Annotated in this window: 23 protein-coding genes and 2 other annotated features; of the genes, 2 read left to right on the top strand and 21 right to left on the bottom strand. The window is 29.1% G+C overall.

Features of this window, described 5'->3' with window-relative positions; translation table 11 throughout:
- Positions 1–5 precede the first annotated feature (5 nt).
- From mfd to purR, 8 genes are all read right to left on the bottom strand, one after another.
- Positions 6–3395: a transcription-repair coupling factor gene (gene mfd, locus KXZ80_RS01050; RefSeq protein ID WP_021434210.1), complete on the bottom strand. Its 3390-nt coding sequence runs from the start codon at positions 3393–3395 to the stop codon at positions 6–8.
- A 20-nt stretch (positions 3396–3415) separates the two neighbouring features.
- The gene (gene pth, locus KXZ80_RS01045) at positions 3416–3976 is read right to left on the bottom strand and encodes an aminoacyl-tRNA hydrolase (RefSeq protein WP_021430425.1); all 561 of its coding nucleotides are present in this window, start codon (positions 3974–3976) and stop codon (positions 3416–3418) included.
- Positions 3977–4026: 50 nt separating this feature from the next.
- A complete protein-coding gene (locus KXZ80_RS01040) occupies positions 4027–4632 on the bottom strand; it encodes a prepilin peptidase (protein WP_038286016.1) in 606 nt (201 codons plus the stop codon).
- Positions 4633–4676: 44 nt separating this feature from the next.
- Entirely contained in the window at positions 4677–5738 is a 1062-nt protein-coding gene (locus KXZ80_RS01035) for a type IV pilus twitching motility protein PilT (protein ID WP_021434212.1), read from the bottom strand.
- A 184-nt stretch (positions 5739–5922) separates the two neighbouring features.
- Positions 5923–6873, bottom strand: coding sequence for a ribose-phosphate diphosphokinase (locus KXZ80_RS01030; RefSeq protein WP_021430390.1), 951 nt, complete (start codon positions 6871–6873; stop codon positions 5923–5925).
- A gap of 94 nt (positions 6874–6967) precedes the next feature.
- Positions 6968–8335 (bottom strand): bifunctional UDP-N-acetylglucosamine diphosphorylase/glucosamine-1-phosphate N-acetyltransferase GlmU, encoded by a 1368-nt coding sequence (glmU, locus tag KXZ80_RS01025; protein ID WP_021434213.1) that lies wholly within the window; start codon positions 8333–8335, stop codon positions 6968–6970.
- A gap of 209 nt (positions 8336–8544) precedes the next feature.
- Positions 8545–8823, bottom strand: a complete 279-nt coding sequence (spoVG, locus tag KXZ80_RS01020) for a septation regulator SpoVG (RefSeq protein WP_021430398.1) — start codon at positions 8821–8823, stop codon at positions 8545–8547.
- 176 nt (positions 8824–8999) lie between these two features.
- Positions 9000–9887: a pur operon repressor gene (gene purR, locus KXZ80_RS01015; RefSeq protein ID WP_035118368.1), complete on the bottom strand. Its 888-nt coding sequence runs from the start codon at positions 9885–9887 to the stop codon at positions 9000–9002.
- A gap of 224 nt (positions 9888–10111) precedes the next feature.
- On the opposite strand from purR, the gene murC reads away from it, so the two are divergent.
- A complete protein-coding gene (gene murC, locus KXZ80_RS01010; RefSeq protein WP_021434215.1) occupies positions 10112–11464 on the top strand; it encodes a UDP-N-acetylmuramate--L-alanine ligase in 1353 nt (450 codons plus the stop codon).
- A gap of 26 nt (positions 11465–11490) precedes the next feature.
- Here murC and KXZ80_RS01005 read toward each other — a convergent pair whose 3' ends face one another.
- The 13 genes from KXZ80_RS01005 to KXZ80_RS00945 form a co-directional block, all read right to left on the bottom strand.
- Positions 11491–12285: a hypothetical protein gene (locus KXZ80_RS01005; RefSeq protein WP_021434216.1), complete on the bottom strand. Its 795-nt coding sequence runs from the start codon at positions 12283–12285 to the stop codon at positions 11491–11493.
- 108 nt (positions 12286–12393) lie between these two features.
- Positions 12394–13290, bottom strand: a complete 897-nt coding sequence (locus KXZ80_RS01000) for a cation diffusion facilitator family transporter (protein WP_021434217.1) — start codon at positions 13288–13290, stop codon at positions 12394–12396.
- A gap of 184 nt (positions 13291–13474) precedes the next feature.
- On the bottom strand, positions 13475–14590 hold the full coding sequence (locus KXZ80_RS00995) for a M20/M25/M40 family metallo-hydrolase (RefSeq protein ID WP_021430353.1): 1116 nt from the start codon (positions 14588–14590) through the stop codon (positions 13475–13477).
- A gap of 93 nt (positions 14591–14683) precedes the next feature.
- A complete protein-coding gene (locus KXZ80_RS00990) occupies positions 14684–15796 on the bottom strand; it encodes a hypothetical protein (protein WP_021434218.1) in 1113 nt (370 codons plus the stop codon).
- A gap of 70 nt (positions 15797–15866) precedes the next feature.
- The gene (gene rsmA, locus KXZ80_RS00985; RefSeq protein WP_021430387.1) at positions 15867–16736 is read right to left on the bottom strand and encodes a 16S rRNA (adenine(1518)-N(6)/adenine(1519)-N(6))-dimethyltransferase RsmA; all 870 of its coding nucleotides are present in this window, start codon (positions 16734–16736) and stop codon (positions 15867–15869) included.
- A gap of 27 nt (positions 16737–16763) precedes the next feature.
- The gene (gene rnmV, locus KXZ80_RS00980; protein ID WP_021430389.1) at positions 16764–17294 is read right to left on the bottom strand and encodes a ribonuclease M5; all 531 of its coding nucleotides are present in this window, start codon (positions 17292–17294) and stop codon (positions 16764–16766) included.
- Between the two features lie 144 nt (positions 17295–17438).
- Entirely contained in the window at positions 17439–18209 is a 771-nt protein-coding gene (locus tag KXZ80_RS00975) for a TatD family hydrolase (protein ID WP_021434219.1), read from the bottom strand.
- Positions 18210–18221: 12 nt separating this feature from the next.
- Complete coding sequence (metG, locus tag KXZ80_RS00970) at positions 18222–20156, bottom strand: methionine--tRNA ligase (protein ID WP_021430355.1); 1935 nt, start codon at positions 20154–20156, stop codon at positions 18222–18224.
- Between the two features lie 55 nt (positions 20157–20211).
- Positions 20212–20451 (bottom strand) — a binding site (T-box leader).
- Positions 20452–20701: 250 nt separating this feature from the next.
- Positions 20702–21424 carry an amino acid ABC transporter ATP-binding protein gene (locus KXZ80_RS00965; protein ID WP_021434220.1) on the bottom strand — a complete coding sequence of 241 codons (723 nt, stop codon included), beginning with the start codon at positions 21422–21424 and terminating at the stop codon, positions 20702–20704.
- A gap of 16 nt (positions 21425–21440) precedes the next feature.
- On the bottom strand, positions 21441–22160 hold the full coding sequence (locus KXZ80_RS00960) for an amino acid ABC transporter permease (RefSeq protein WP_021434221.1): 720 nt from the start codon (positions 22158–22160) through the stop codon (positions 21441–21443).
- A 17-nt stretch (positions 22161–22177) separates the two neighbouring features.
- The gene (locus KXZ80_RS00955; RefSeq protein WP_021434222.1) at positions 22178–22987 is read right to left on the bottom strand and encodes a transporter substrate-binding domain-containing protein; all 810 of its coding nucleotides are present in this window, start codon (positions 22985–22987) and stop codon (positions 22178–22180) included.
- Positions 22988–23206: 219 nt separating this feature from the next.
- Positions 23207–23416 (bottom strand) — a binding site (T-box leader).
- A 171-nt stretch (positions 23417–23587) separates the two neighbouring features.
- Positions 23588–24112: a spore maturation protein gene (locus KXZ80_RS00950; protein ID WP_021430363.1), complete on the bottom strand. Its 525-nt coding sequence runs from the start codon at positions 24110–24112 to the stop codon at positions 23588–23590.
- On the bottom strand, positions 24112–24690 hold the full coding sequence (locus KXZ80_RS00945; protein WP_021430415.1) for a nucleoside recognition domain-containing protein: 579 nt from the start codon (positions 24688–24690) through the stop codon (positions 24112–24114). Before KXZ80_RS00945 ends, KXZ80_RS00950 begins: the two co-directional genes overlap by 1 nt.
- Positions 24691–24819: 129 nt before the next feature.
- Between KXZ80_RS00945 and KXZ80_RS00940 the strand changes: the two genes are divergently transcribed.
- The gene (locus tag KXZ80_RS00940; RefSeq protein WP_021434223.1) at positions 24820–26250 is read left to right on the top strand and encodes a nicotinate phosphoribosyltransferase; all 1431 of its coding nucleotides are present in this window, start codon (positions 24820–24822) and stop codon (positions 26248–26250) included.
- Positions 26251–26253 lie beyond the last annotated feature (3 nt).

Genomic DNA, 26253 nt, shown 5'->3' with positions numbered 1-26253 from the left:
AATTTTTATTTTTTTGAATTACACATTTGCTCAAGTATGTTTTCTAATTCTAAAATTATCTTATATCCATTTTTTTCCTTAGTTTTGTATCTAGTTTGTGGTAAAAGAATAATTTCATCTTTTGCCATTCTAACTTTTTCTATACCTAACTTTTTACATAATGTTTTCATGTACGCAATAGACATAAGTGCATTTACAGATTTCGGAATATCAGAGAACCTATCCTCTAACTCATCTTTTATATCATTTAAATCTTCTTCATTTTCTATAGAAGCAATCTTTTTGTACATTTCAATTTTTATAATTTCATCTTCTATATAGCTATCAGGAATGTATGCATTTACAGGTAAATCTATTTCTACATCTATTTCTTCCTCTACTATTTCTCCTTTTACCTTTCTTATTGCATCATTTAACATTTTAACATATAAATCATATCCAATAACAGCCATATGTCCATGTTGTTGTGGTCCTAGTATATTTCCTGCTCCTCTAATTTCTAAGTCTCTCATAGCAATTTTAAACCCTGATCCAAACTCAGTAAACTCTTTGATAGCTTTTAATCTTTTTTCTGCAATCTCACTTAAAACTTTATCCTTTTCATACATAAAGTAAGCATATCCTTGCCTATTACTTCTTCCAACTCTACCTCTTAGCTGATATAGTTGAGCTAATCCCATCTTATCAGCATCATAAACTATCATAGTATTAGCATTAGATATATCCATACCAGTTTCTATTATAGTCGTACATACAAGAACATTATATTCTTTATTTAAAAATCCTAATATAATATTTTCTAACTCTTTACCAGTCATCCTTCCATGGGCAACAGCTATTTTGGCATCTGGAACTAATTTTTGAATCATACTGGCCATTTCATCTATTCTTTCAACTCTATTATATACAAAAAATACCTGACCATCCCTAGCGATTTCTCTTTCTATCTCATCTTGTATTATACTCTCTTTACCTTCTACAACATATGTTATAACTGGATATCTCTCTTGAGGTGGTTCTTCTATAACACTCATATCTCTTATTCCACTTAGAGACATGTGTAAAGTTCTAGGTATAGGTGTTGCTGATAATGTTAAAACATCTACTGTTGATTTTATCTTTTTTAAAGATTCCTTATGTTTTACTCCAAATCTTTGTTCTTCATCAATTACCACTAATCCTAAATTAGGAATATCTATATCTTTAGATATTATTCTGTGAGTTCCTATAATTACGTCTACCAATCCTTTTCTAGCATCCTCAATTATTTGTTTTTGCTCTTTTGGAGTCTTAAATCTACTTAATACCTCAACTCTTATAGGGTAATTTTCAAACCTAGCTCTAAACGTATTGTAATGCTGCTGAGCAAGTATTGTAGTAGGAACTAATACTGCAACTTGTTTTTGGTCCATACAAGCCTTAAAAATAGCTCTTATAGCTACTTCTGTCTTTCCGTAACCAACATCACCACATATAAGTCTATCCATTACCTTGTTAGACTCCATATCCTTTTTAGTTTCTTCTATAGCTTTTATTTGGTCATCTGTTTCTTGATACGGGAATAAAGTTTCAAATTCACCTTGCCATAAAGTATCTTTGCTAAACTTGTATCCTTTTATTTTTTCTCTTCTTGCATATAGTTCTACTAAATCTTTGGTCATGTCTTCTATTTCTTTTTTTACTTTAGCTTTAGCCTTTGACCATTCATTGCTACCAAGTTTATTTAATTTAATTTTTTCTGTATCTGAACCTATAAACTTCTGTATCTTATCCATTTGGTCTATAGGTACATATAAATTATCTCCACCTTGATATACAACTCTCATATAATCTTTTTTTACACCATTCACACTTAGTTGATCTATACCTACATATCTACCAACCCCGCTGTTTTCATGTACAACATAGTCTCCTACATTTAAATCTAAGAAACTTTCTATCTTTTGGCCTTTATTAGATTTTTTAGTTTTCACTGTTTTAGCTCTTTTGTTTGAGCCTATCATTTCTTTATCGGTTATAACATCAAATTTTATAGACTTATATTGGAAACCTGACGTTATATTACCTACAACTATAACAATTTGTGATGATTGAATATCTATATCTCTTTTTCTAGATAAAATACTTTCTGTTCCTAAATTTAATAGTTCCTTGTTTAATTTTTTAGCTCTATCATATGTATTAGTTGCTAAAAGAATTTTATGTCCATTATATTTTAATCTATTTAATTCTTCTGCTAGAATGTCTATCTTTCCATTAAAAGTAGGTATTTCTCTACTTTCAAAATTAACTATACTTCCTATATTGAATTCCTTAACAGCTTTAGTTAATAGCATATTTAATATCAATTTTTTCTCTTCTACTAAATATTCTAAATCTGAATAATGATAAAGAAGTTTACCTTGTTCTTTTAAAGCTAATCCTCTTTCTAGATTTAACTTATAATTTTCTTTAAACTCTGATGTGTAATTTTCACATCTTTCTTTCAAACGAGATAAGTCATTTATAAATACTATTGCATCTTCTTTTAAGTAAGTAAAAATACTTTTGTTTTCTTCCTCATACATATAATCTATATAATTTTCTACACCTTCAAAATACGTTTTACTCGCTATATTATCTAAACTTTTATATACATCGTCATCCGTAAATTTATGAGTATCTTTTTTTATTTTCTCAATAGTAGCATTTACATCCTCAGGATATATAAATTCCCTTGATGGTGTTATTGTACATTTTTTTATTTTCTTTATAGATTTTTGAGTAAAAACATCAAAAGTTCTTATAGATTCAATTTCATCATCAAATAGTTCTATACGTATAGGTGTATCATATTCTAAAGAGAATATATCTATTATTCCACCTCTCACACTGAACTGTCCAAACCCTTCTATTTTAGATACTCTTTCATATCCTAGAGAAACTAGCTTTTTTGATAATTCATCTAAATCTACTACATCTCCTATTTTATAGGTAAAAATATTTTCCTTTAAAATATCTTTAGGTATATACTTTCTAAGAATAGCTTCTGCAGATGTAACTATAATTGTATTTTCTCTGCTTATCATTTTTAAAAGTACTTTTAATTTCTTTGCTTCTTCATTTCTATCCTTTGCATCTAAATGATAAAAATAGATATCTTGTGAACTTAAATAATCCACTTTATCCTTCATATAAAAACATAAATCTTCATATACTTTTTTAGCTTCTAAATCAGTATTTGCAACATATAAAATTTGCTTCTTTAAATCACTAAATATAGAGTAAGCTATATTGGATTTCTGAGCTTGTAATAATCCATTTACAAGCAATGCACTTTTATTATTTTCAATATTATTTATTACGTCTTTATATTCTTTAGAATTTTGCAAAGGAGATATAAAAATATCAGACATATTCAAATCCCCCTTATAACCTAACCATTATATTTATTCATTGCTAAATCTATATTTTCTCTAATCATGCAATCAACAGATTTAGCAGCTTTTTCTAAGCCATCTTGAATATCTTCTGACTCTTCTTTTCTAAATCTAGATAACACAAAATCTGCTAAGTCCTGTCCTGGTCTTGGCTTTGACACTCCAACTCTAATTCTTGGAAACTCATTAGTCCCTAAGCATTTTAATATAGATCTCATTCCATTATGAGTTCCGCCACTACCTTTTTTTCTTATTCTTATTTTTCCAACATCTAAGTCTATATCATCGTATATAACAACTATATTTTCTGAATCTACTTTATAGTAATTATATATATCAATTAAAGTTTCTCCACTTAAATTCATGTAAGTTTGTGGTTTTACCAATAAAACTTTTTCAGCTCCTACTCTACCTTCACCTATAAGGGCCTTATGTTTTATTTTCGTTACGCTTATGCCATATTCCTTTGCCAAAATATCTATAACATTAAATCCAACGTTATGTCTTGTGTTTTCATATTGTTTTCCTGGGTTTCCTAATCCTACTATTACATACATTTTCATTCCTCCTTATATCTTGTTTCAATTTAAAACTTGCTTTAAAATTTTTATATTAGTAACATACTGTTTTGTTCTAAAAATATCACAGCCAATGTACCCAAAGAAATCCATGGTGCAAGAGGAACATACGATCCTACACGCTTCTTTCTCGTAATCAACATATACATACCATATATACCCCCAATTATAAAAGATATAGGTATTATATATATGCACTTTTCTATTCCTATACAAAAACAGCACAAAGCATAGACTCCTATATCTCCTGAGCCTACACCTTTCGTTATTTTTACCACTATATACGGAATCATAAATCCAAATATCAATCCCATCAAATGATCTATTATTATTCCTCTTGTTATCAATATAATAAATCCTTGAACTATTATACCACTAATCGTAGTTATATCGTATATATACATTGTATAATAGTCCACTATAGATATCACTATTAAAAAACCTATTAGTATTGAGTACATTATAAATTCTTTACTTAATCCTAGTTTCACGTATAACATATAGATAATTATAGGTATTATAACATATAAAAAGATTTTTATTTTATTATCTTTTAAATCAATTTTAAATACCTCATCTAAAAAAAATATTATTATTTGTACCATTAATAAACTCATTAATATTATTTTCATCATAATTTAAGTACTAATAGCAGGATATTTTAATTATTAACATCTTGCTAAAATTCTAATCCAATTAATCGTTTCGTATATTCTAAATCTATACATCTATTTATTACACTTTCTTTTGAAATTTTCCTTCTTTTAAATAAATTTACTAAATCTTGATCCATAAGTTGCATTCCATTTTTAGATCCAGTTTGTATAATATTTGAAATCTGATGAGTTTTTGAATCTCTTATTAAATTTTTTATAGCGGATGTAGATACCATTACCTCAGTAGCCACCACCATACCTTCATTGTTTATATTAGGTATAAGTTGTTGTGAAATTATACCTTCACATACACTTGATAGTTGCATCCTAATTTGATTTTGTTGATTAGCTTGAAACATATCTATAATTCTATCTATTGTTTGAGCTGCTCCAATGGTATGTAATGTTGAAAAAACTAAATGTCCAGTTTCTGCTGCTGTTAAAGCTGTAGCTAATGTTTCTTCATCTCTAATCTCTCCTATAAGAATAACATCCGGATCTTGCCTAAGAACTGATCTTAATCCAGATTTAAAATTTTTTGTATCTTTACCTATTTCCCTTTGAGATATAATACTATTTTTTCTATTGTAAATGTACTCTATTGGATCTTCTAGTGTTATTATGTGTTTTTGAAAATCTTTATTAATAGAGTCTAATATACTTGCTAATGTTGTGCTTTTTCCACTTCCCGTTGGACCTGTAACTAAAACTAACCCATTTTCTTTCTTTACAAATTCTTTTACAACATTAGGCAGTCCTAATGTTTCAAGATCAGGAATTTTGGAATTTATTATTCTTGCAGCAATTGCATAACTATCTTGTTGTTTATATATATTCACTCTAAATCTATATAAGTTCTTTATTGAGATAGAAAAATCATATTCTCCTAATTTTTTAACCTCATTAATTTTTTGAGTCTCTATTAATTCATTAGCCATTTTTTCAGTGTCTAACTTGCTTAATAATTCATTTGAAATTTTTATAAACTTTCCATTCACTCTAGCTATCGGTTCACATTTATAATTTATATGTACATCTGAGGCTCCTAAATCACTAGCGCTTATTAAAATATCAAATATATTCATAATCTACCTCCTACGATTTATTTGCATCTCTTTTAAGATTATTTCTATATTGAGTTAAGATATACAAATATTTTCCTAGGAAATATATAAAAATTAGATTAAACTTTAAAATGTTTTCTTAAGATTGAAGCAAAAAAAGAGCTCATTTATAAATAAATGAACTCTTTTTTATTTGATTTTAATATTAAAATAATTGACTTACTGATTCATTAGCAAATATTTTCTTTATTGCATCTCCAAATAAAGAAGCTACACTTTTCACTTTTATCTTGTCAATTTTCTTTTCTTCAGGAAGTTGTATAGTATCAAGTACTATTAACTCACTTATAGCTGAATTCTCTATTCTTTCTATAGCTGGACCTGATAAAACTCCGTGTGTACAACATGCATATACATCTTTTGCCCCAAACTCTTTAAGAGCATTAGCTGCATTTACTATTGTACCTGCTGTATCTATCATGTCATCTAATAATATAACATTCTTACCCTTAACCTCACCGATTATATTCATAACCTCACATACATTCGCTTTTGGTCTTCTCTTATCTATTATTGCTATCGGAACATCTCCGTTTAAAGTATTGGCAAACTTTCTAGATCTTGTAACACTTCCTAAGTCTGGCGAAACTACTACTAAGTCTTCTATTTCTTTTGTGTTGAAATAGTCAGCTAATATTGTTCCACCTTGTAAGTGATCTAATGGTATATCAAAATATCCTTGTATTTGTGCCGCATGTAAATCCATAGTTAAAACTCTATCTGCTCCTGCTGCAGTTATTAAGTTTGCAACTAATTTAGCTGTAATTGGATCTCTAGCCTTAGCCTTTCTGTCTTGTCTTGCGTATCCATAGTATGGTATAACAGCAGTTACTCTACCTGCAGATGCTCTTCTTAATGCATCTATCATTATTAATAGCTCCATTAAGTTATCATTTACTGGGCTATTAGTTGATTGTATTACGAAAACATCACAACCTCTTACTGTTTCACTTATATTTACAGATATTTCTCCATCGCTAAATGTCCCAACTTCGCATTTTGCCATTGGTACACCTATGTAATCAGCTACTTTTTGAGCTAACTCTTTCGACGCATTTCCTGCAAGTATTTTAATTTCGCTTCCGCTAGTATTCATAATTACCTCCCGAAAATTTTGTTAAAGAAAATATTATATTTAAACGCAGGTATAGACTAGGCTATATCTGCGTTATAGCCTTGTTTATATGAATTTATTTCTTAAGGTTCTTCTTTTCTACCCAACCTTCTTTTATAACTTGTCTTTCTCTAGCTATTGCCAATGCTCCTTGTGGAACATCATCCGTTATAGTAGATCCTGTAGCTATATATCCATTTTCTTCTACTACAACTGGAGCTACTAAGTTAGAGTTTGATCCTATAAAAGCTCCATCTTTTACAACTGACTTAAATTTATTTTTACCGTCATAGTTTACAAATACTGTTCCGCAACCTATATTAACATTTTTTCCTACATGTGCATCTCCTATGTAAGCTAGGTGAGATGCCTTAGAATTATCTTCTATTGTAGCATTTTTAACTTCTACGAAATCTCCTACTTTTACATTATTACCTATATTACTCTTAGGTCTTAAGTATGCATAAGGTCCAACTGTAGTATTATTACCAACTTTACTATTTATTATCGTAGAATTTTCTACTTCTGTTCCATCACCTATTGTTGAATTTGATATAGAAGTATTCATTCCAATTTTACAATTACTTCCTATTTTTGTATTTCCTTTTAACATAGCTCCTGGATATACAATTGTATCATTTCCAATTTTTACATCTGATTCTATATATGTGCTATTTACATCTATTATAGTTACACCATTCACCATGTGCATAGTGTTTATTCTTCTTCTCATTATTTCTTCAGCTTTAGATAATTCAACTCTTGAGTTTACACCCATAAGTTCTTCTATTGTAGCTCCGTTAAATGCTCCTACTTTAAGATTATTATTTCTCATTATTTCTACTGTATCAGTTAAATAATATTCTCCTTGAGCATTATTATTGTCTATTTTAGAAAGAGCATCTTTTAAGCTTTTTCCATTGAAACAATAAATTCCTGAATTTATCTCATTTACTAACTTTTCTTCTTCGTTAGCATCTTTTTGTTCAACTATTTTTAATAAGTCTTGTTTTTCATCTCTTATTATTCTTCCATAACCTGTTGGATTTTCTACTTTAGTAGTTAATACAGTAGCATGATATCCATTATCTAAGTGATATTTAAATAGATTTTCTAATGTATCTGAATTTACTAAAGGAGTGTCTCCACATAAAACAACTATAGTATCATTTTCTGATATGTGCTCATTTGCCATCATAACAGCATGACCTGTTCCTAATTGTTCAGTTTGCATAGCTATTTTAGTATCAGTAGGCAATACATGTTGAACTACCTCACTTCCATGACCTAAAATCGCAACAATTTCATTAACCCCTGACTTTTTAGATACATTTACGACATGGTTTACCATCTCTTTTCCACATACCTTATGAACTACTTTTGGCAAACTTGATTTCATTCTTGTTCCTTTTCCTGCCGCAAGGATTATTGCTTTAAAATTCATAAACCCACTCCATTTCAATCTTTTTTAATTTCAAATAAATCTATATATGATGTGTAAATATTTTATTTTGTATACAATTTCCTAATTCTATTAACTAATATACCATTTTTGAAGTAAAAAGTACATATTATTCAAATAAAAAAGAGCCTAAAATTCGGCTCTTTAAGAAATATATTCGAAAATATATCTTATTTTAGTTCTTCTTTTTACTATTCAGCAGCTACTTCTAATTGAGAAATTGCTTCTTGATATGCTTTTAAAACTTCTTCTTCTAACATTTGTCTCATTTCAGCATTTATAGGGTGAGCTATATCTCTGAAGTTTCCTTCACCTATTTTTCTACTTGGCATAGCTATAAATAATCCATTGTGCCCCTCTATAACCTTTATATCATGTACCACAAATAAATTATCGAAAGTTAATGAAACTATACACTTCATTTTCCCCTCATCAGTTAATTTTCTTACTCTAACGTCAGTGATTTTCATTTTACTAATATCCCCCTTTTAGTTTTGACAAATTTAATTTGAACATTAAAAAATCTTTTTTTATTTATAATATATTAATTCTATCAAATTGCTAAATTTCCTCTATTATTTCAGAAAAATTTTTTTATTTTTTTACCTTTTTTTTATTTGATAGAAATTTACCCTTAAAATTTATATTATTCTTCTAATTTATCAATTTCACTTTGTTCTTCTACAGTTTCTCCCACTTCAGCTGTAGACCAATATTCTTCCCTAAAAGTTTGTAAATTAGGTTTAACGCTTACAACCTCATTATTAACTACATCTATTTCTATTAAAGATATATAATCTTCGACCATTTTTTGCGTTGGATTAGTAGTAGATATGAATACTCCCCTTCCTATAACTTCCGCTCCAAACTCATTCATAAGTTGCATCATACCTTTTATAGTTCCTCCGCCCCTCATAAAGTCATCTATTAATATAACTTTACTTCCTGGCTTAACAGCTTTTCTCGGTAAACTCATGCTTTCTACTTTAGAAGAACTATTTCCACTTACATATGTCATGCTAAGTGTCGGACCTTCTGATACTTTAGTGTCTTTTCTTATTATCACTAAAGGTAAATTCATAGCTTTTGCTGTCATAAGAGCCATAGGTATTCCTTTTGTCTCCATAGTAACAACGTAGTCAGCTTGTGAATAATCTATATTTGATGCAAATATTTTACCAATCTTAGACGCTATTCTAGGATCGTATATTAAATCTATAAGATATAAAAATCCTCCTGAAAGAATTCTAGATGGATCTTTTATTTCTTCACATAGGTTTAATAAAAATTCTTCATTTTCTGATTTTGATGTTTTTGGAATATATTTAACTCCACCAGCGGCTCCTGATATAGTTATTACTTGTCCTAATTCTAGCTTTTCAAAAACATTTTTAACAACTATTAAATCTTCACTTATAGTTGATTTAGCCGAATTAAATTTTGATGTGAAATAGCTTAAAGTAAATATTTTATTAGGATTATCTGATAGTATTTTAACTATCGCTCCTATACGCTCCGTTCTTTTAAACTTCATATATAATACCTCCTGTACCTGAAACCTATGTATTTAAACTTGTTAATGCATATTTTTTTCCAATATGTTATAATATTTGTTATGTTTTATTTGAAATTTAATATATTAATGTATAGAAATATTTTATAATTTTAGTTTGCTTAAAATATTGAACATTATACTATTATATCACAAACATAGTTCTTATTGTAGAACTTTTAATTTATTAGAAAGGTGGTTTCAATATGAACATATTCTTTATAGGTGTTGGCGGTATAAGCATGAGTGCGCTAGCTAAAATATGCCTAAATAAAGGTTATAATGTTTTCGGTTCAGATTCTACAGAGTCATATTTATTAGATGATTTACGCTCTCAAGGAGCAACAATATATGTTGGCCATAAAAAAGAGCATATAACTGATAATATAGACATGGTAGTATATACTGCTGCTGTTAAATCTGACAATGAGGAATTAATCGCTGCTAAAGAAAAAAATAAATTAACAATAAATAGAGCTGCATTTTTAGGTCAAATAATGAGGGAGTATCAAAATGCTATAGCAATCTCTGGTACTCACGGGAAAACATCGACAACTTCGATGCTATCTGCAATTTTTGAATACGCGGATCTTGACCCTACAATATTAGTTGGAGGAAACCTTAGTATTATAGGTGGAAATGTTAAAATAGGTAAATCTGAGAACTTCATAACTGAAGCTTGTGAGTATGTTGACAGTTTCCTAAGCTTTAACCCTAAAATTTCAGTAGTACTTAATATAGAAGAAGATCACTTAGATTACTTCTCTGGGATAGATGAAATAAAAGCATCTTTTAACAAATTTGGTAAACTATTACCTTATGATGGATACTTTATAATCAACGGAGATGACGAAAATACTAAAGATATACTTCATGAAATAAAAGCTACTGTTATAAAATATGGTCAAAATGAAGGAAATAATGCTTTAATAAAAGATGTTAGATTCGATGAAAATGGATACGGGATGTTTAACATTAGCTATAATGGAAACAATCTAGGAGAGTTCAAACTTTCTGTTCCTGGTGTTCACAATATATACAATGCTACTGGTGCTATAATAGCAGCTTTAGTTTCTGGTGTAGAGTTAGAGACTATAAGAAAAAACATTGCATTATATGGAGGAGTAGGAAGAAGATTCGAGGTTAAAGGTAAATATAAAAATGCTTTAGTTGTAGATGACTACGCTCATCATCCAACAGAATTAAAGGCAACTTTATCTGCTGCTAAGAAAATTAAAAAGAATAAGTTATGGTGTATATTCCAACCTCATACTTATACTAGAACTAAATCTTTATTAAACGAGTTTTCAGATGCATTCTATGCTGCTGATAAAGTTATAATAACAGATATATACGCTGCTCGTGAAAAAGATCCTGGTGATATACATTCTAAAGATTTAGTAGATAAGTTATATCAAAATAATGTTGATGTACTATACCTAAGTGAATTTGAAGATATTGCTAATTATCTTGCTGAAAATGTAGTTGAAGATGATTTAGTTATAACTGCAGGTGCTGGTACAGTTTATAAAATCGGAGAAATGCTTCTTAATAAATAAAAAAACTAGGGCTAAGCCCTAGTTTTTTATTTATTTCCAATCTTAAATATGTCGTTTTTTAAATATTCATATAATCCATCATGAACTTCATAATATGCAGTTGCTTTATCTGATGTTATTTTAACATAGTCATTACCCATTGTTTCTAATGTAGTAGAATAACCATCACCATGAATTTTAATAGTAAAGTTATATTCACTTCTTTCTTTACTCTTTTCTGGTTGAATTTTTCCAACTAATCTCTTTACAGATATTTTATAAGCTAAATCATCATATTTCCATTTCCATGGTTTTTTTACTTCATCTTTGTATATTATCTCTACGCCATCCCAAGTTTTATATTTTTTTACAGAATCTATAGATGTATATATACTTTCTTGAAGCAACTTATCAAATGCTTGTTTCTCTGATACTGGAATTTTATAAAACTCTTCTTTATTTACTGTGTAAATTCTAAAATAATCTAAATCTGTAGAAAATCTGATTCCATTATCCATGTAAGCTTCATATTTACTTTCGTAATTACTAGGCTTTCTAACTTCTTTAAACTTTGTAGAGAAAAATTTTATTTGGTCCCAGTAATCTTTTTCTATCCTTACATCCTTTAATTTATCATCTGAAATATATACAGTGTCAGTCTCTTTCATTTGGGAAATTAAAGTTTTATTATCGGATTCTGTACTTTTATCTTGAACTTTAACAGGTTCACTACTTTCTTGTTGTTTTGAGAAATAAATATATGTACCCGCATATACAACGAAAAAAACAATCATCCCTATAAGTATGATTACGCGCTTTTTTATTTTTCTTTTCTTTGCCATAAAAGCTCCCCCCTATATAATTACGATTTTATTATACTATAAAATTCACAAACTAAAAAGCACTACAATTTAATCATAGTGCTTTTTTATTATTTTTTAAAATTTTCATTATTTTTTACATGAATTTCCTGGGCAATTTATACATGGTTCTACATGGACTGTTATCCCTTTGACAAACTGCATGTCTTTTATTATCCGTTTTTCTAATTTAGTGGCAATTTCATGCCCTTCATATACAGTTAAGTCTTTATTTACACATATAGTTAAATCTACATATGCAGTTGCACCATGTTTTCTTGTTCTAATTTCACCTAAGTTAATTACACCCTGTGTTCCTTCAGCTATACTTATAATTTGTTTTTCTTCTTCTGTATCAATAGAATAATCCATAAGTTCATTTGCTGAATCTTTTAATATATCAAATCCAACCTTTGCAACAAATAACGCAACTACTATAGAAGCAATAGGGTCTAATGCTTTAAACCCTAACATAGCTCCTCCTATACCTATAAATGCTGCTATAGATGAAAGAGCATCTGATCTATGATGCCATGCATCTGCTTTTAATGATGGTGAATTTATTTTTTGAGCTATTTTTATTGTTATTCTGTATTGATACTCTTTTATAGCTACAGATATAACTGATACTACTAATGGCAACGCTGTCGGTATTTGAATACTATTTAAATTAAATAGTGATTTTAATGCATCAAATCCTATTTTTAATGATACCACTATTAATAATATAGAAAGTAAAAAAGATACTAATGTCTCGGCTTTTTCATGTCCATAATTATGATCTTCATCATTTGGAGCATTAGCTATTTTATTCCCTATTAAAACTCCTACCGAGCTAATAATATCAGATGCTGAATGTAATCCATCTGCTATCATAGCATTAGATTTACCTACTATACCTGCAAATATTTTTATAAAAGTTAAAATAACGTTCCATACTATAGATTTTATTGTTACCTTATTTGCTTCATCATACCTTGTTTCCACTTAATTTCCCTCCTTTTAATACTATCTTTTATTTTACTATCCATTTTTATTCACATTTAAACTTATATTAAATATTAAGTGCAATAAATTATAGTTATAATTCAATATTAATTATCATTTATCTTTAAAATGAAAAATCACCCAACAAATGTTGGGCGATCTTTATATTATATCATATATTTGATTAAGCTTCTTTAATTATTTCTAATACTGCTCTTGAAGAATTTATTATATCTTCTATAGCTATATATTCTTCTAATGTATGAGCATTTTTCATACCTATTCCTAAGTTTACAGCTTTTACGCCATTTCCATTTAATACGTTAGTGTCACTTCCTCCACCTGTTGCTGCTGTATAAGCTTCTATTCCTAAGTTAGAGAATGCTTTTTTAGCAAGTTCTACTATTTCTTCATTATCATCCATTTTGAATGGTGCATAACATCTAGTTACTTTAGCTGTTACTTCTGCTCCCATAGCTTCTCCTGCTTTTTTAAATTCTTCTACCATATGATTAGTTTGAGCTTCTAATTTAGCTACTTCTAAACTTCTAGCTTCTGCAACTATTTCAAGTTCTGGCATAACTATGTTAGTAGCTATTCCTCCATTAACTATACCTATATTTGCAGTAGTTTCCTCATCTATTCTTAATAACTTCATATTTTCTATAGCCTTAGAAGCTACCATTATAGCACTTACTCCATTTTCTGGTTGTAATCCTGCATGTGCTGGCTTACCTTTTATAGTTATTTCTATTTTATCTTGAGCCGGAGCTTTTGTTATTATTTCTCCTGGAGATCCACCGCTATCTAAAACAAATGCAAAATCTGGGCTTACTTTAGAATAATCTAAGTATTGAGCTCCAAATAATCCACCTTCTTCCCATATAGAGAATACTACTTCTATATCAGCGTGGTCTATATTGTTTTCTTGTATAACTCTTAAAGCTTCTAATATAGCTGCTATACCAGCTTTATCGTCAGAACCTAAAACTGTAGTTCCATCACTTTTTATTATTCCAGTAGCTTCATCTATTATAGGTTTTATTCCTTCTCCTGGGCTAACTGTATCCATGTGAGAACTGAATAAAATAGTTTTACCTTCTCTGTTTCCTTTTAATTTAGCTATTACATTTCCTGTTTCTCCACCAACTTTTGTTCCAGCTTCATCTATACAAACTTCGCATCCTATAGCTTCTAACTTTTCTACTAAAGCCTTTGCAACTTTACCTTCTTTAGCTGAAGGACTATCTATTTTTACTAATTCAATGAATTCGTCTATTAATCTTTTCTTGTTTATCATCTTAAATTTCCTCCTTGGTATATGTGATATATACATTGTAATTTATATTGGTAGTTTTTTCAAGAGAAAACGATATTTTTAAACTAGTGCCAATTATTTTACAATTTTTCTAGTTCTAGAATCTACAAGACATATCCAGTATCCTAGTTTATCACTTCTATCATCGCAAGGTTTATACATATCAAATCCCGTATGCCCTTGATCAGGCTGTTCATTTTTATTACCTGGAATTGCATATATATAATTTTTACGTTTATTATATTCATCATATTGAACACCAAATAAATAGTGTCTATATCTATAAGCCTGTAAAACTATATCACTATACATCGTATAATTTAGAGTATTTACATATCCTAAATAAGGCATTGTATAACCACACATAGTCATTGGTGTTATTTCTATTTTCCACCATCTAGTATTATCAAAACTTTCATTTACAAATGGTTTTACCTCTTTAAACATCTTTAATCCTTTTTTTATTTGTCTAGGCATCAATAGGTTTCTTATTTTAGTTGTTTCAACTTCTTCATATTCTATATTTTCATTTACCTGTTTTATATCCTCAACTTGTTTACTATATTTATTTTGTTTTTGTTTTTGACTTTGGTTTTGATTTCTATGATTGTTATTAGAAGTATATTCTTGTTTAGGTTCTTCATATTCTTCTATCTCTTCTTCTTCTTGATCATCATCTTCTACTTCTATATACTCTAAATATTCGTATTCATATTCACTATCTTCGTCTTCTACATCAATATACTCCACTTCTTCGTATTCATATTCATCATCTTCTATTTCTTCATATTCTCCGTATTCTTCATTTTCAGCAAATATTAGTTCTTCATAATTTTCTAATTTACTTCCTTTAAAGCCTATTAAAGGAATACTTTTTTCATATGTTAAAGCTATGGATTTAATATTTGAAGTATTTTCATCTAAACTTAAAGCAAATTCCCCTTTTCCTTGCTCGCTTAAAACTATATTTCCTAAATCTACAGTATTATAATCTTCTAATATAGCAACTACTTTATATCCTTCTCTAACATATTTTAAGTTTTCTACATAAAGAGCAACTAGTGATTTGTCTTCTGTCACTTCAACTTTTGCAAAAGCTTTAGGTAAAACTCTGTCTTTATATCTGAAATTCATATCCTTGGCTTCTAAAATTATATAATCTCTTTTATATTTCTTTTTAGTACTCAAAGTTATCCCCCCTATAAAAAATATAAATCCCTCTAAACATTATATGTTTGGACATGCAAAAAAGTACCTTCTATTTAGAAGGTACTTTTTTATTTACACAGTTTGCAAGATTTGCAAATTCTTCTATAGATAGAGTTTCACCTCTTCTTTTCTCATCTATATTTGCTTCTTGTAAAACTTCTCTTATTTCATCTTTATCTAAAAACCCTAAAGTTCCTAGTGCATTTAGTAATGTTTTTCTTCTTTGACCAAATGCTGCTTTTACAGTTTTGAAAAATACTTCTTCGCTGTCTACTTTGTACTTTTTCTCTTCTCTTACATGAAGACCTATTACTGTAGAATCAACATTTGGTTGAGGTATAAACATATGTCTAGGTGCTTTTGCTACAATTTCTGTATCACAATAATATTGAACTGCTATAGATAATGCACCATAATCTTTAGTTCCAGGACCTGCATTCATTCTATCTGCAACTTCTTTTTGAACCATAACTACTATATCTGTTACAGGTATATCTTCTTCTAAAAACTTCATTACTATTGGAGTTGTAATATAATATGGAAGATTTGCAACAAGCTTAACTGGTCCTCCACTTAATTTTTCATTTACTAATCCTTGTACATCTACTTTTAATATATCTTGGTTTACAACCTCTATATTTTCAAATTCATCTAAAGTATCCTTAAGTATAGGTATTAAAGTTTTATCTATTTCTATAGCAACTACTTTATCTGCAACTTTTCCCATTTCACGAGTAAGCGTTCCAATCCCCGGCCCTACCTCTATTATTTTGTCGCCTTCAGAAAGTCTAGCTCCATCTAATATTTTATCTATTACATTATCATCTATTAAAAAGTTTTGCCCTAATGACTTAGAAAACTTAAATCCATGTTTATCTACTACTTCTTTGGTTTTTCTATGTGACGAAAGTCTATCCATATTTTTCTCCTTTTACCTATCTAGTTTTTATAGAGTCTCTAAAGATTTTTCAAATTCTTCTCTACTAACTCCATAATTATTTAGTCTATTTAAAAATTGTTTTGCATTTCCGTATCCTATACCAAGTATCATTCCTAGCTTATCTCTTCTATGCGATGCATCATCACTTCCTATAAGCCCATTTCTTATTAAGTCTACTTGTCCGAATTCATCTCTTTTATCTGTGCTTTCAGTTCTTACCTTCTCAAGAGCTCTTCTTATACTTTCTGGAGTTGCGTTTTCAATACCTATGTCTCCATTTTTTTTAGCTTCTTCTCTTGGTAAAAATGCATGTTTACATCCTGGAACTTCTGCAGCTATCTTCTTTCTTATTTTTTCACCAGCAAAATCTGGATCAGTAAATATTATTACTCCTCTTCTTTCTTGTGCAGCTTTTATTCTTTCCATAACTCCCTTAGGAAATCCAAATCCACCTGTAGTTATTAATTCTGCATCTAATGCTCTTTTTACAGCAGTTACATCGTCTCTTCCTTCTACTACTATTATTTCCTTTATCATCTAATCACCTTTTCGCTCATTTTACTTAATATCTTTATATTTTAAGCGTTATGCTAAATTTTATCAAGGCTACAAATCAGATTGTCCCTTAATTTAAATATTTTTATACAAAATAAAGGGATGTCTTAGACACCCCCTTTATCTTTATTTTATATTGAAAAATCTTTTAGCATTTTCTTTTGTAACTTCACAAACCCGCTCATATGAAATTCCTTTTTCTTGAGCTATTTTATCAGCTACAAATTGAACTAAAGAAGGATCATTTCTTTTTCCTCTATGTGGTTCTGGAGCCATATATGGAGAATCAGTCTCTATAAGTAAATACTCAAGAGGTATTTCTCTAACAACTTCTCTAGTTTTTTTATTATTTTTAAATGTTACAGTTCCTGGTATAGATATTAAACATCCCATTTTAATATATTCTTTAGCAAGTTCTACATTCCCGCTATAACAATGAAGAACACATCCTATTTCAGGACTTTTTGTGTTTTTTATTATTTCAAATGTATCTCCATGTGCATCTCTATCATGAATTATTATAGGCAATTTAAGTTCATTAGCTAGTTCTATTTGTCTTTTAAACCATTCCTTTTGAGTTTCTCTAGGAGAGTTATCATAATAGTAATCTAAACCAATCTCACCTATAGCTTTTACTTTTTCATTTTGAGTAGCAAGTTTTCTTAACGTTTCTATATCATCTTCGTTCATTTCACCTACATCATGAGGATGAACTCCGACTGCAGCATATATAAAATCATATTTATTAGCTAATTCTACACTGCTTTTAGATGTTTCTATACAAGCTCCTGGATTTAAAACTAAATCTACGCCTTTATTTTTAAGCGAGTTTATTAATTCTTCTCTATCTTCATCAAATCTTTCATCATTTAAATGTGCATGTGAGTCAAATAACATTTTGTCATCTCCTTATCTAACTTCGCAACCGTCTTTAGCTCCTTCTGTGAATGGTACGACTAAATCATCTCCATTATCTCCTGCAGCTAATATCATTCCTTGTGATTCTACCCCTCTTAATTTAACAGGTTTTAAATTACATACTACTGTAACTTCTTTTCCTATTAAATCTTCTGGCTTATACCACTTAGCTATTCCTGAAACTATTTGTCTTGTTTCTGGACCTACTTTTACTTGTGATACTAAAAGTCTATCTGCTTTTGGATGTTTTTCACAGCTTATAATTTTACCTATTCTAAGCTCAATTTTATCTAAATCATCTATAGATATTTCTGGTTTATGTTCTAATGGTGCTTCTACTTCTTCTTTTTTCTCTGAAAATAATTCTTGTAGTTCTTCTACTTCTTTTTCTATATCTAATCTTGGGAATAATGCATTTCCTTTTTCAACTTTTGTATTTTCTTTTATTAATCCAAAAGTTTTAGTACTTTCCCAAGTAGTTAAACTCTCATCATTTATTCCTAATTGTCCATATATCTTTTTAGCAGTATCGTTCATCATTGGATTTATAAGAGTTGCTACTATTCTTATAGATTCACATAAATTATATAATACTGCATCTAATTCATCTTTTTTAGCTTCATCTTTAGCTAAAGCCCATGGCATAGTTTCGTCTATATATTTATTAGTTCTTCTTATTAATTTCCAAGCTGATTCTAAAGCTTCATTAAATTGAAGTTTATTCATTTCTATTTCAAAGTTTTCAACTGAATTTTTAGCTGTTTCTTTTAAACTATCATCAAACTCAGTACTTACTTTTGGCATTGGTATTATTCCTTCGTTATACTTCTCAACCATAGAAACAGTTCTACTTACTAGGTTTCCTAAATCATTTGCTAAATCTGAGTTAAGTCTAGTTACAAAGTTTTTGTGAGTATAGTTACCATCTTGCCCAAATGCAAATTCTCTTAATAAGAAGTATTTAAGAGCATCTACTCCATATCTTTCTATCATTTGTTCTGGGTATACTATATTTCCTTTAGATTTACTCATTTTGTCGTTATCAAATAATATCCACCCATGACCATATACTTGTGTAGGCATCTCTTCACCTAAAGCCATTAATATAGCTGGCCATATTATAGTATGGAATCTCATTATTTCTTTTCCTACTATATGAACATTAGCTGGCCAATACTTCTTGTATTCAGAATCATCTTCACTCATATATCCTAAAGCTGTTATATAGTTACATAACGCATCTACCCAAACATATATAACGTGTTTTTCATCAAAAGGAACTTTAATTCCCCAATCAAAAGTAGTTCTAGTTACACATAAGTCTTCTAACCCTTTATCTAAGAAGTTTGCAACCATTTCATTTTTTCTAGATACAGGGAAACAGAAGTTAGGATCTGCAAATAACTCTCTTAATCTATCTTCATATTTAGATAGTTTAAAGAAATATGCCTCCTCTTTCGCTATATAAGTATCTCTTCCACAGTCAGGGCACTTATTTCCTTCTAATAATTGAGATTCTGTCCAGAAACTTTCACAAGGAGTACAGTATCTTCCTTCATAAGATCCTTTATATATATCACCTTGCTCATATAACTTAGTGAATATTTTTTGTATTATAACTTCATGTCTTTCTTGAGTTGTTCTTATGAAATCATCATAAGATATATCCATAGTTTTCCATAGTTTTTGTATATCTGCTATCATTCCATCAAGGTACTCTATTTCTGTCATTCCCTTTTCTTTAGCAGTTTTTTGTATTTTTTCACCGTGCTCATCTGTTCCTGTTAAGAATTTTACATCGTATCCACAGAAACGTTTAAATCTTGCTATTGCATCTGCTGCAACAGTTGTGTAAGTATGTCCTATATGTAAATTACCACTTGGGTAATATATAGGAGTTGTAACGTAAAAAGTTGGTTTTGTCATATATATTTTCCTCCTCATTTTCTATATAAATAAAAAACTCGCCTCCTATGATATACATAGGGGCGAGGTTATATTCGCGGTACCACCCTAACTTTATCTAATAAAAAATATTATATTAGATATCTCAAAAGACGATAACGAGTCCATCCGTTTTATCTTAAAAATAGATATTAATCTACTATTCGGATAAAATAGCTCCAAGACCATATTCAATAACTCTTTTAACACTAGCTTTCACCTTATCTAGCTCTCTGTAGGAAAAATAATTATTTACTCATCTCTTCATAGCTTAATTAGTTATTATATTTAACATAAAGTATATGTTATATTCATTGTTTTTGTTAATATTATTTTAATTCTTAGGTAATTATATTTAATCGTGAACTTTAGATTAATGTAATTATCAACTCATAAACTTGAGCAACGGACCTGTTTATTAAGGTCGTTGGCGACATGAGCGAAGCGAATTTTTGTATAACTTATTAAGCTTAATTTTATTAAATTTACTACATTATGTCAATGTAATTTTCCTATATTGCTATGTTTTATATAACTTTATCAAAGAATTGTTTAGCTCTTATGTTTTTTGTATTTTCAAATACATCTTTAGGTATACCCTCTTCTAGGATATACCCTCCATCCATAAATACAACTTTACTTGCAACTTCTTTAGCAAATCCGATTTCATGAGTTACAACAGCCATAGTCATTCCCTCATCTGCAAGTTCTTTCATAACATCTAAAACCTCTTTAACCATCTCTGGATCAAGCGCAGACGTAGGTTCGTCAAATAATAAAACTTCAGGTTTCATGGCTAACGCTCTAGCAATTGCTATTCTCTGTTTTTGCCCTCCTGATAATTGAGATGGATATGAATCTTTTTTATCAAGTAATCCAACTCGATCTAATAAATTCAAAGCATCTTCAATAGCTTCATCTTTATTTATCTTTTTTAACTTAATAGGTGCTATGATTATATTTTCTAGTACTGTCATATTTGGAAATAAGTTGAAATTCTGAAACACCATACCTATATTTTCTCTTATCTTATTAACATCACATTTTTTATCTAGTATATTTTGATTGTCAAAAATAATTTCTCCGTTATTTGGTTTTTCTAATAAGTTTAGACATCTTAACAGTGTGCTCTTTCCAGATCCACTTGGCCCTAAAATAGCTACTATTTCTCCTTTTTTTATATCTAAATTTATATCTTTTAATACTTCTAATTTACCAAACTTTTTCTTTATATTCTTTACTTGAATCATAATTTAACCTCCTTATTTAAGCATTAGTAGTTTTGAAAATTTTAAAAGCATATTTTGATTCTCTTACACTTTTATTTTCAAGTTTTAATTCAAATAGTCCAACTAATTTAGATAGTGTAAATGTAAGTACGAAATAAATCATAGCTGCTACTAATAACGGCTCAAATGCTAAATAAGTGTTTCCTTTAACTATATCTGCACTATACATTAAGTCTTGTATTCCTATTACAGAAACTATTGAAGATTCTTTTACCAAAACAATAAATTCATTTGCTAACGCTGGAAGCACATTTTTCAATGCTTGAGGAATAATTACTAATCTCATACTAGTCGAATAATCAAATCCTAATGATCTACTAGCTTCCATTTGTCCTTTATCTACTGATTGTATTCCTGATCTAAGAATTTCTGCTATATATGCACTTGAGTTAATAGAAAGGGCAACTATCGCTGATATATACTCAGATGGTATAGGACCTACATCTGGAAATTTTATTCCTATTGTAGGGAATCCAAAGTAAATTATATATATTTGAACAAGTAAAGGAGTTCCTCTTAAAAATTCTATATATATTGAACCTAAAATACTAAAAATTTTATTTCTTGAAATTCTTGCCATACAAACTATTACTCCAACTAAAAATCCTAAAATTAGTGTGCATATCGATATTCCAATTGTAATTTTCGTTCCATCTATAAAAAACTGTGAATAATCACTTAAAAAACTAAAATCCATTATAATTTACCTCCTATTTATTGAGCTAATTGAGTAGCTTTTTGAACAAACTCTTCTATTTTATTTTTAGATTTTAATTCATCTAAAGTTTTATTTACTTGATCTACTAAAGTTTTATCTTGAGATTTATCTATAGCTATAGCTGATCCTTCACCTTGACTTTGACCTAAATTTACATTTGATTCTACAAGATCAGGATATTGTTTTAAGTATCCACTTATAGCTTCTTTACTTACTACAGCTGCATCAACATTATTATTTTCTAACTCTAAAATTACATCTGATATTTTCCCTAAAGATTTTATATTCTTAGTTTTTATAACATCCTTAGCTATAGTTTCTTGTAAACTAGCTTTTTGTACAGCTATACTTGCACTTTTTAAATCTTCAATATTTTTATATTTATCTTTATTAGAGTCTTTTACTAAAATAGTATGTTCTCCGTTGTAGTATACATTAGAAAAATTAACAGCTTTTTTTCTTTCCTCTGTTGGGCTCATCCCTGCAATTACCATATCTGCATTTCCTGATTTAATTGCCCCTAATAGACCATCAAACTTCATATCTTTAATTTCTAACTTTACACCTAAATCTTTTGCTATTTCTTCTGCTATCATCATTTCAAATCCTACTATGCTGTCTTTTCCATCCACTTTTTTATGGAACTCATACGGAGGGTAATCTGCACTTGTAGCTACCGTTAGTACTCCTTTATCTTTGATTGATTGCAATTGACTTTTATCCTCTTTTGATGATGAACATCCTACTACACCTAAAGTTAAAACTCCTATTAATCCTGTAAACACTACTTTTTTTAATATTTTCATTATAATACCTCCCAATTAATAATTATTAGTAATTGATAATACATAGTTACTTTTGTTATAATTTTTTCCTTAATTGTCCACTTAAGCATAAAAAAAGCCTCTTAGCAAAATGCTAAGAGACGAAATTATCCGTGGTACCACTCTCATTGATAAGTTAATCAAATATATGCTAATACAAATATAATTCATTATATTAAAAAAGTCTCTTGGTTATAAAAACCAAGAGACGAATTATATCCGCGTTACCACTCTAATTGATAAGTAAACTTATCCACTCTATCCTTTAAGGCAGGCTCACCGATTACCATACTATTATTTCAGGCAACCTTCTCCAAAGCTCTCTTCACAATAAACTTCATTACTAGGCTCACACCAACCCTAGCTCGCTGAAACTCAATTTAATGTTACTCTCTTTTTCATAGAATTTAATTTTGAAATTTTATTATAAACTAATTATAGTGCCTTATTATGTAATTGTAAATAAAAATTTTTAAAATTTAACAAAAAACTTTTTTGTATAAATTCTACAAATTGTTTTTATCCTATCGAACATTATTGGACATACTATGTATCCGATATTAAATTTTAAGATTCAATATTTTAAGCAAATAATATGTAACATATAAACACAGCCGCTAATACACCTGCAACATGACTCATCATTGCACATGCTAAAGTATGCCTAGTATTTTTTATTTTTAAGCTTCCAAAATATATAGCCATTGTATAAAATATGGTTTCCGATGCTCCAACTATAGTTGCCCCCATTTGCTCAACTAAATTTCCCATTCCTACTCTACTTACAAGTTCATTATACATTCCTAAAGCTCCACTTCCAGATAGAGGTTTAACTATTATAAGACCTATCAGCTCTTTTGGAATACTGAATAATTCTGCTATAGGCTTAAATATAAACTCTAACATATCAATCCCTTTTCCACTTTTAAATATTCCTATTGCTAAAAATATTCCTATTATGTATGGCAATATACTCCATGTAGCCTTCAATCCATCTATAGCACCTTTAACAAAACTATCATATATATCTACACCTTTTATCTTTCCATGAATTACAATTCCTAAAATAATAATCGGGATTATAGAATTTGAAAATAAATCAATCATTACTTATACCTCCTTCTTTGAAGGAATTTACAACTTGTTATTGCAACTATTGTAGATATAATTGTCGCAAATAAAGTTGAAATAATTATTTCTCCTGGATTTGTTGATCCTCCATCTAACCTTAATTTAATCATGGTAAATGGAATAATTTGTATAGATGAAATATTTATTACTAAAAACATAATCATATCATTTGTAGCTGTGTCTTTTCTTTTATTTAAAGTTTGTAATTCATTCATAGCTTTTAATCCAAATGCTGTAGCTCCATTCCCTGCGCCTAACATATTTAAAACCATATTCATAACTATATATGACATAGCTTTGTGACCTTTTGGAATAGATGGAAATAATTTTTTCAAAATAGGATATAATATATCCCCTATTTTATTTATTAATCCAGAATCTTTAGCTATATTCATAATCCCCATCCAAAGGGCCATTATTCCGGCTAAACTTACTGCAAATTCAATTCCTTTAGATGATTCATTTAATATAACCTCATTTAATTGTGCTAAGTTGTTTGTACATATGCTTCCTACTATCCCAATTGAAATCATCCAAAACCATATTTTTCCCATACAAATCTACCCCCTCTTATGAATTTTATGATAGTAAGTTCCCATATTATACTTGAAACTTATCCTATATTATGTTTTAGTATACTTATGTAATTTTTTTATATTTTTAGGGTAATAAGGAGATATATAATGAAAAATTTAACACTTCTTACTGACTTATATCAGCTTACTATGATTAATGGATATTTTGAGAATGGTGTTCATGATGATATAGTCGTATTTGATATGTTTTTTAGGAAAAACGCTTGCAAGGGTGGGTATACGATTGTTTGTGGTATAGATCAATTAGTTGAGTACATAAATAACCTTAATTTTTCCAACAGTGACTTGGAATATCTTAGGGGCTTAAACTTATTCTCAGATGAATTTTTAGATTTCTTAAAAGATTTTAAATTTACAGGAGATATTTATTCTGTTCCTGAAGGAACTGTAATGTTCCCAAATGAACCTATAATAAGGATTAAAGCACCACTTTATCAAGCTCAACTTATTGAAACTGCATTGCTTACAATAGTGAACTTCCAGTCACTAATAGCTAGTAAAGCTTCAAGAGTTTGCTTTGCAGCTCAAGGTGATTCCGTATTAGAATTTGGATTAAGACGTGCTCAAGGTCCAGATGCAGGAATTTACGGTGCAAGAGCAGCTATAATCGGGGGATGTAGTGCTACTGCAAATGTACTCGCAGGGAAAATGTTTGATATCCCTATAGTTGGAACTCATGCTCATAGCTGGGTTCAAAAATTCGATTCTGAATTAGAGGCATTTGAAGCTTATGCAAAAATTTATCCAGATAAGTGCCTTCTATTAGTAGATACTTATGATGTTTTAAATAGTGGAGTCCCTAATGCAATTAAAGTCTTTAAAGATTTAAAGACTAAAGGCTATAAACCAGTTGGAATCAGACTAGACTCTGGTGATTTAGATTATTTATCTAAAGCATGTAAAAAAGTATTAGATTCAGAAGGTTTCACGAATATACAAATAACAGCATCTAATGATTTAGATGAATATGCTATATCAAGTTTAAAATCATCTGGTTCTCCAATTAACTCTTGGGGAGTTGGAACAAAGCTAATAACTTCAGCTGATTCTCCATCATTAGGCGGAGTTTATAAACTGGTAGCGTCTTTTAAAAATAACCAAATTGAACCAAAAATTAAAATTTCTGAAGATCCAGAGAAAATTACTAACCCTGGATACAAAAAAGTTGTTAGAATATATAATAATCAAGGAAAAGCTGAAGCAGATTTAATAATGCTTGAAGATGAGGTTCTAGATACTACAAAACCATTGACTGTATTCCATCCAGTATATACATGGAAGAAAAAAACATTTAAAAATTATACAATCAGAGAGCTTTTACAACCTTTATTTGTTAATGGAAATTGTGTATATGAAAAAAGATCAGTGTCTGAAATAAAAAAATATGCTCAAAATGAACTAAATACTTTATGGAGAGAATATAGACGACTAGTCTATCCTCAAACATACAAAGTTGACTTATCTGAAAATCTTTGGAATCTAAAAAATTCTATGCTAGACACTAAAAAAAATATTTAACTA

The organism is Paraclostridium bifermentans (assembly GCF_019916025.1).
GTDB lineage: Bacteria > Bacillota > Clostridia > Peptostreptococcales > Peptostreptococcaceae > Paraclostridium > Paraclostridium bifermentans.
Note: the sequence above shows the minus strand (reverse complement) of the source record. Positions and strands in the feature narration are given on the sequence as shown.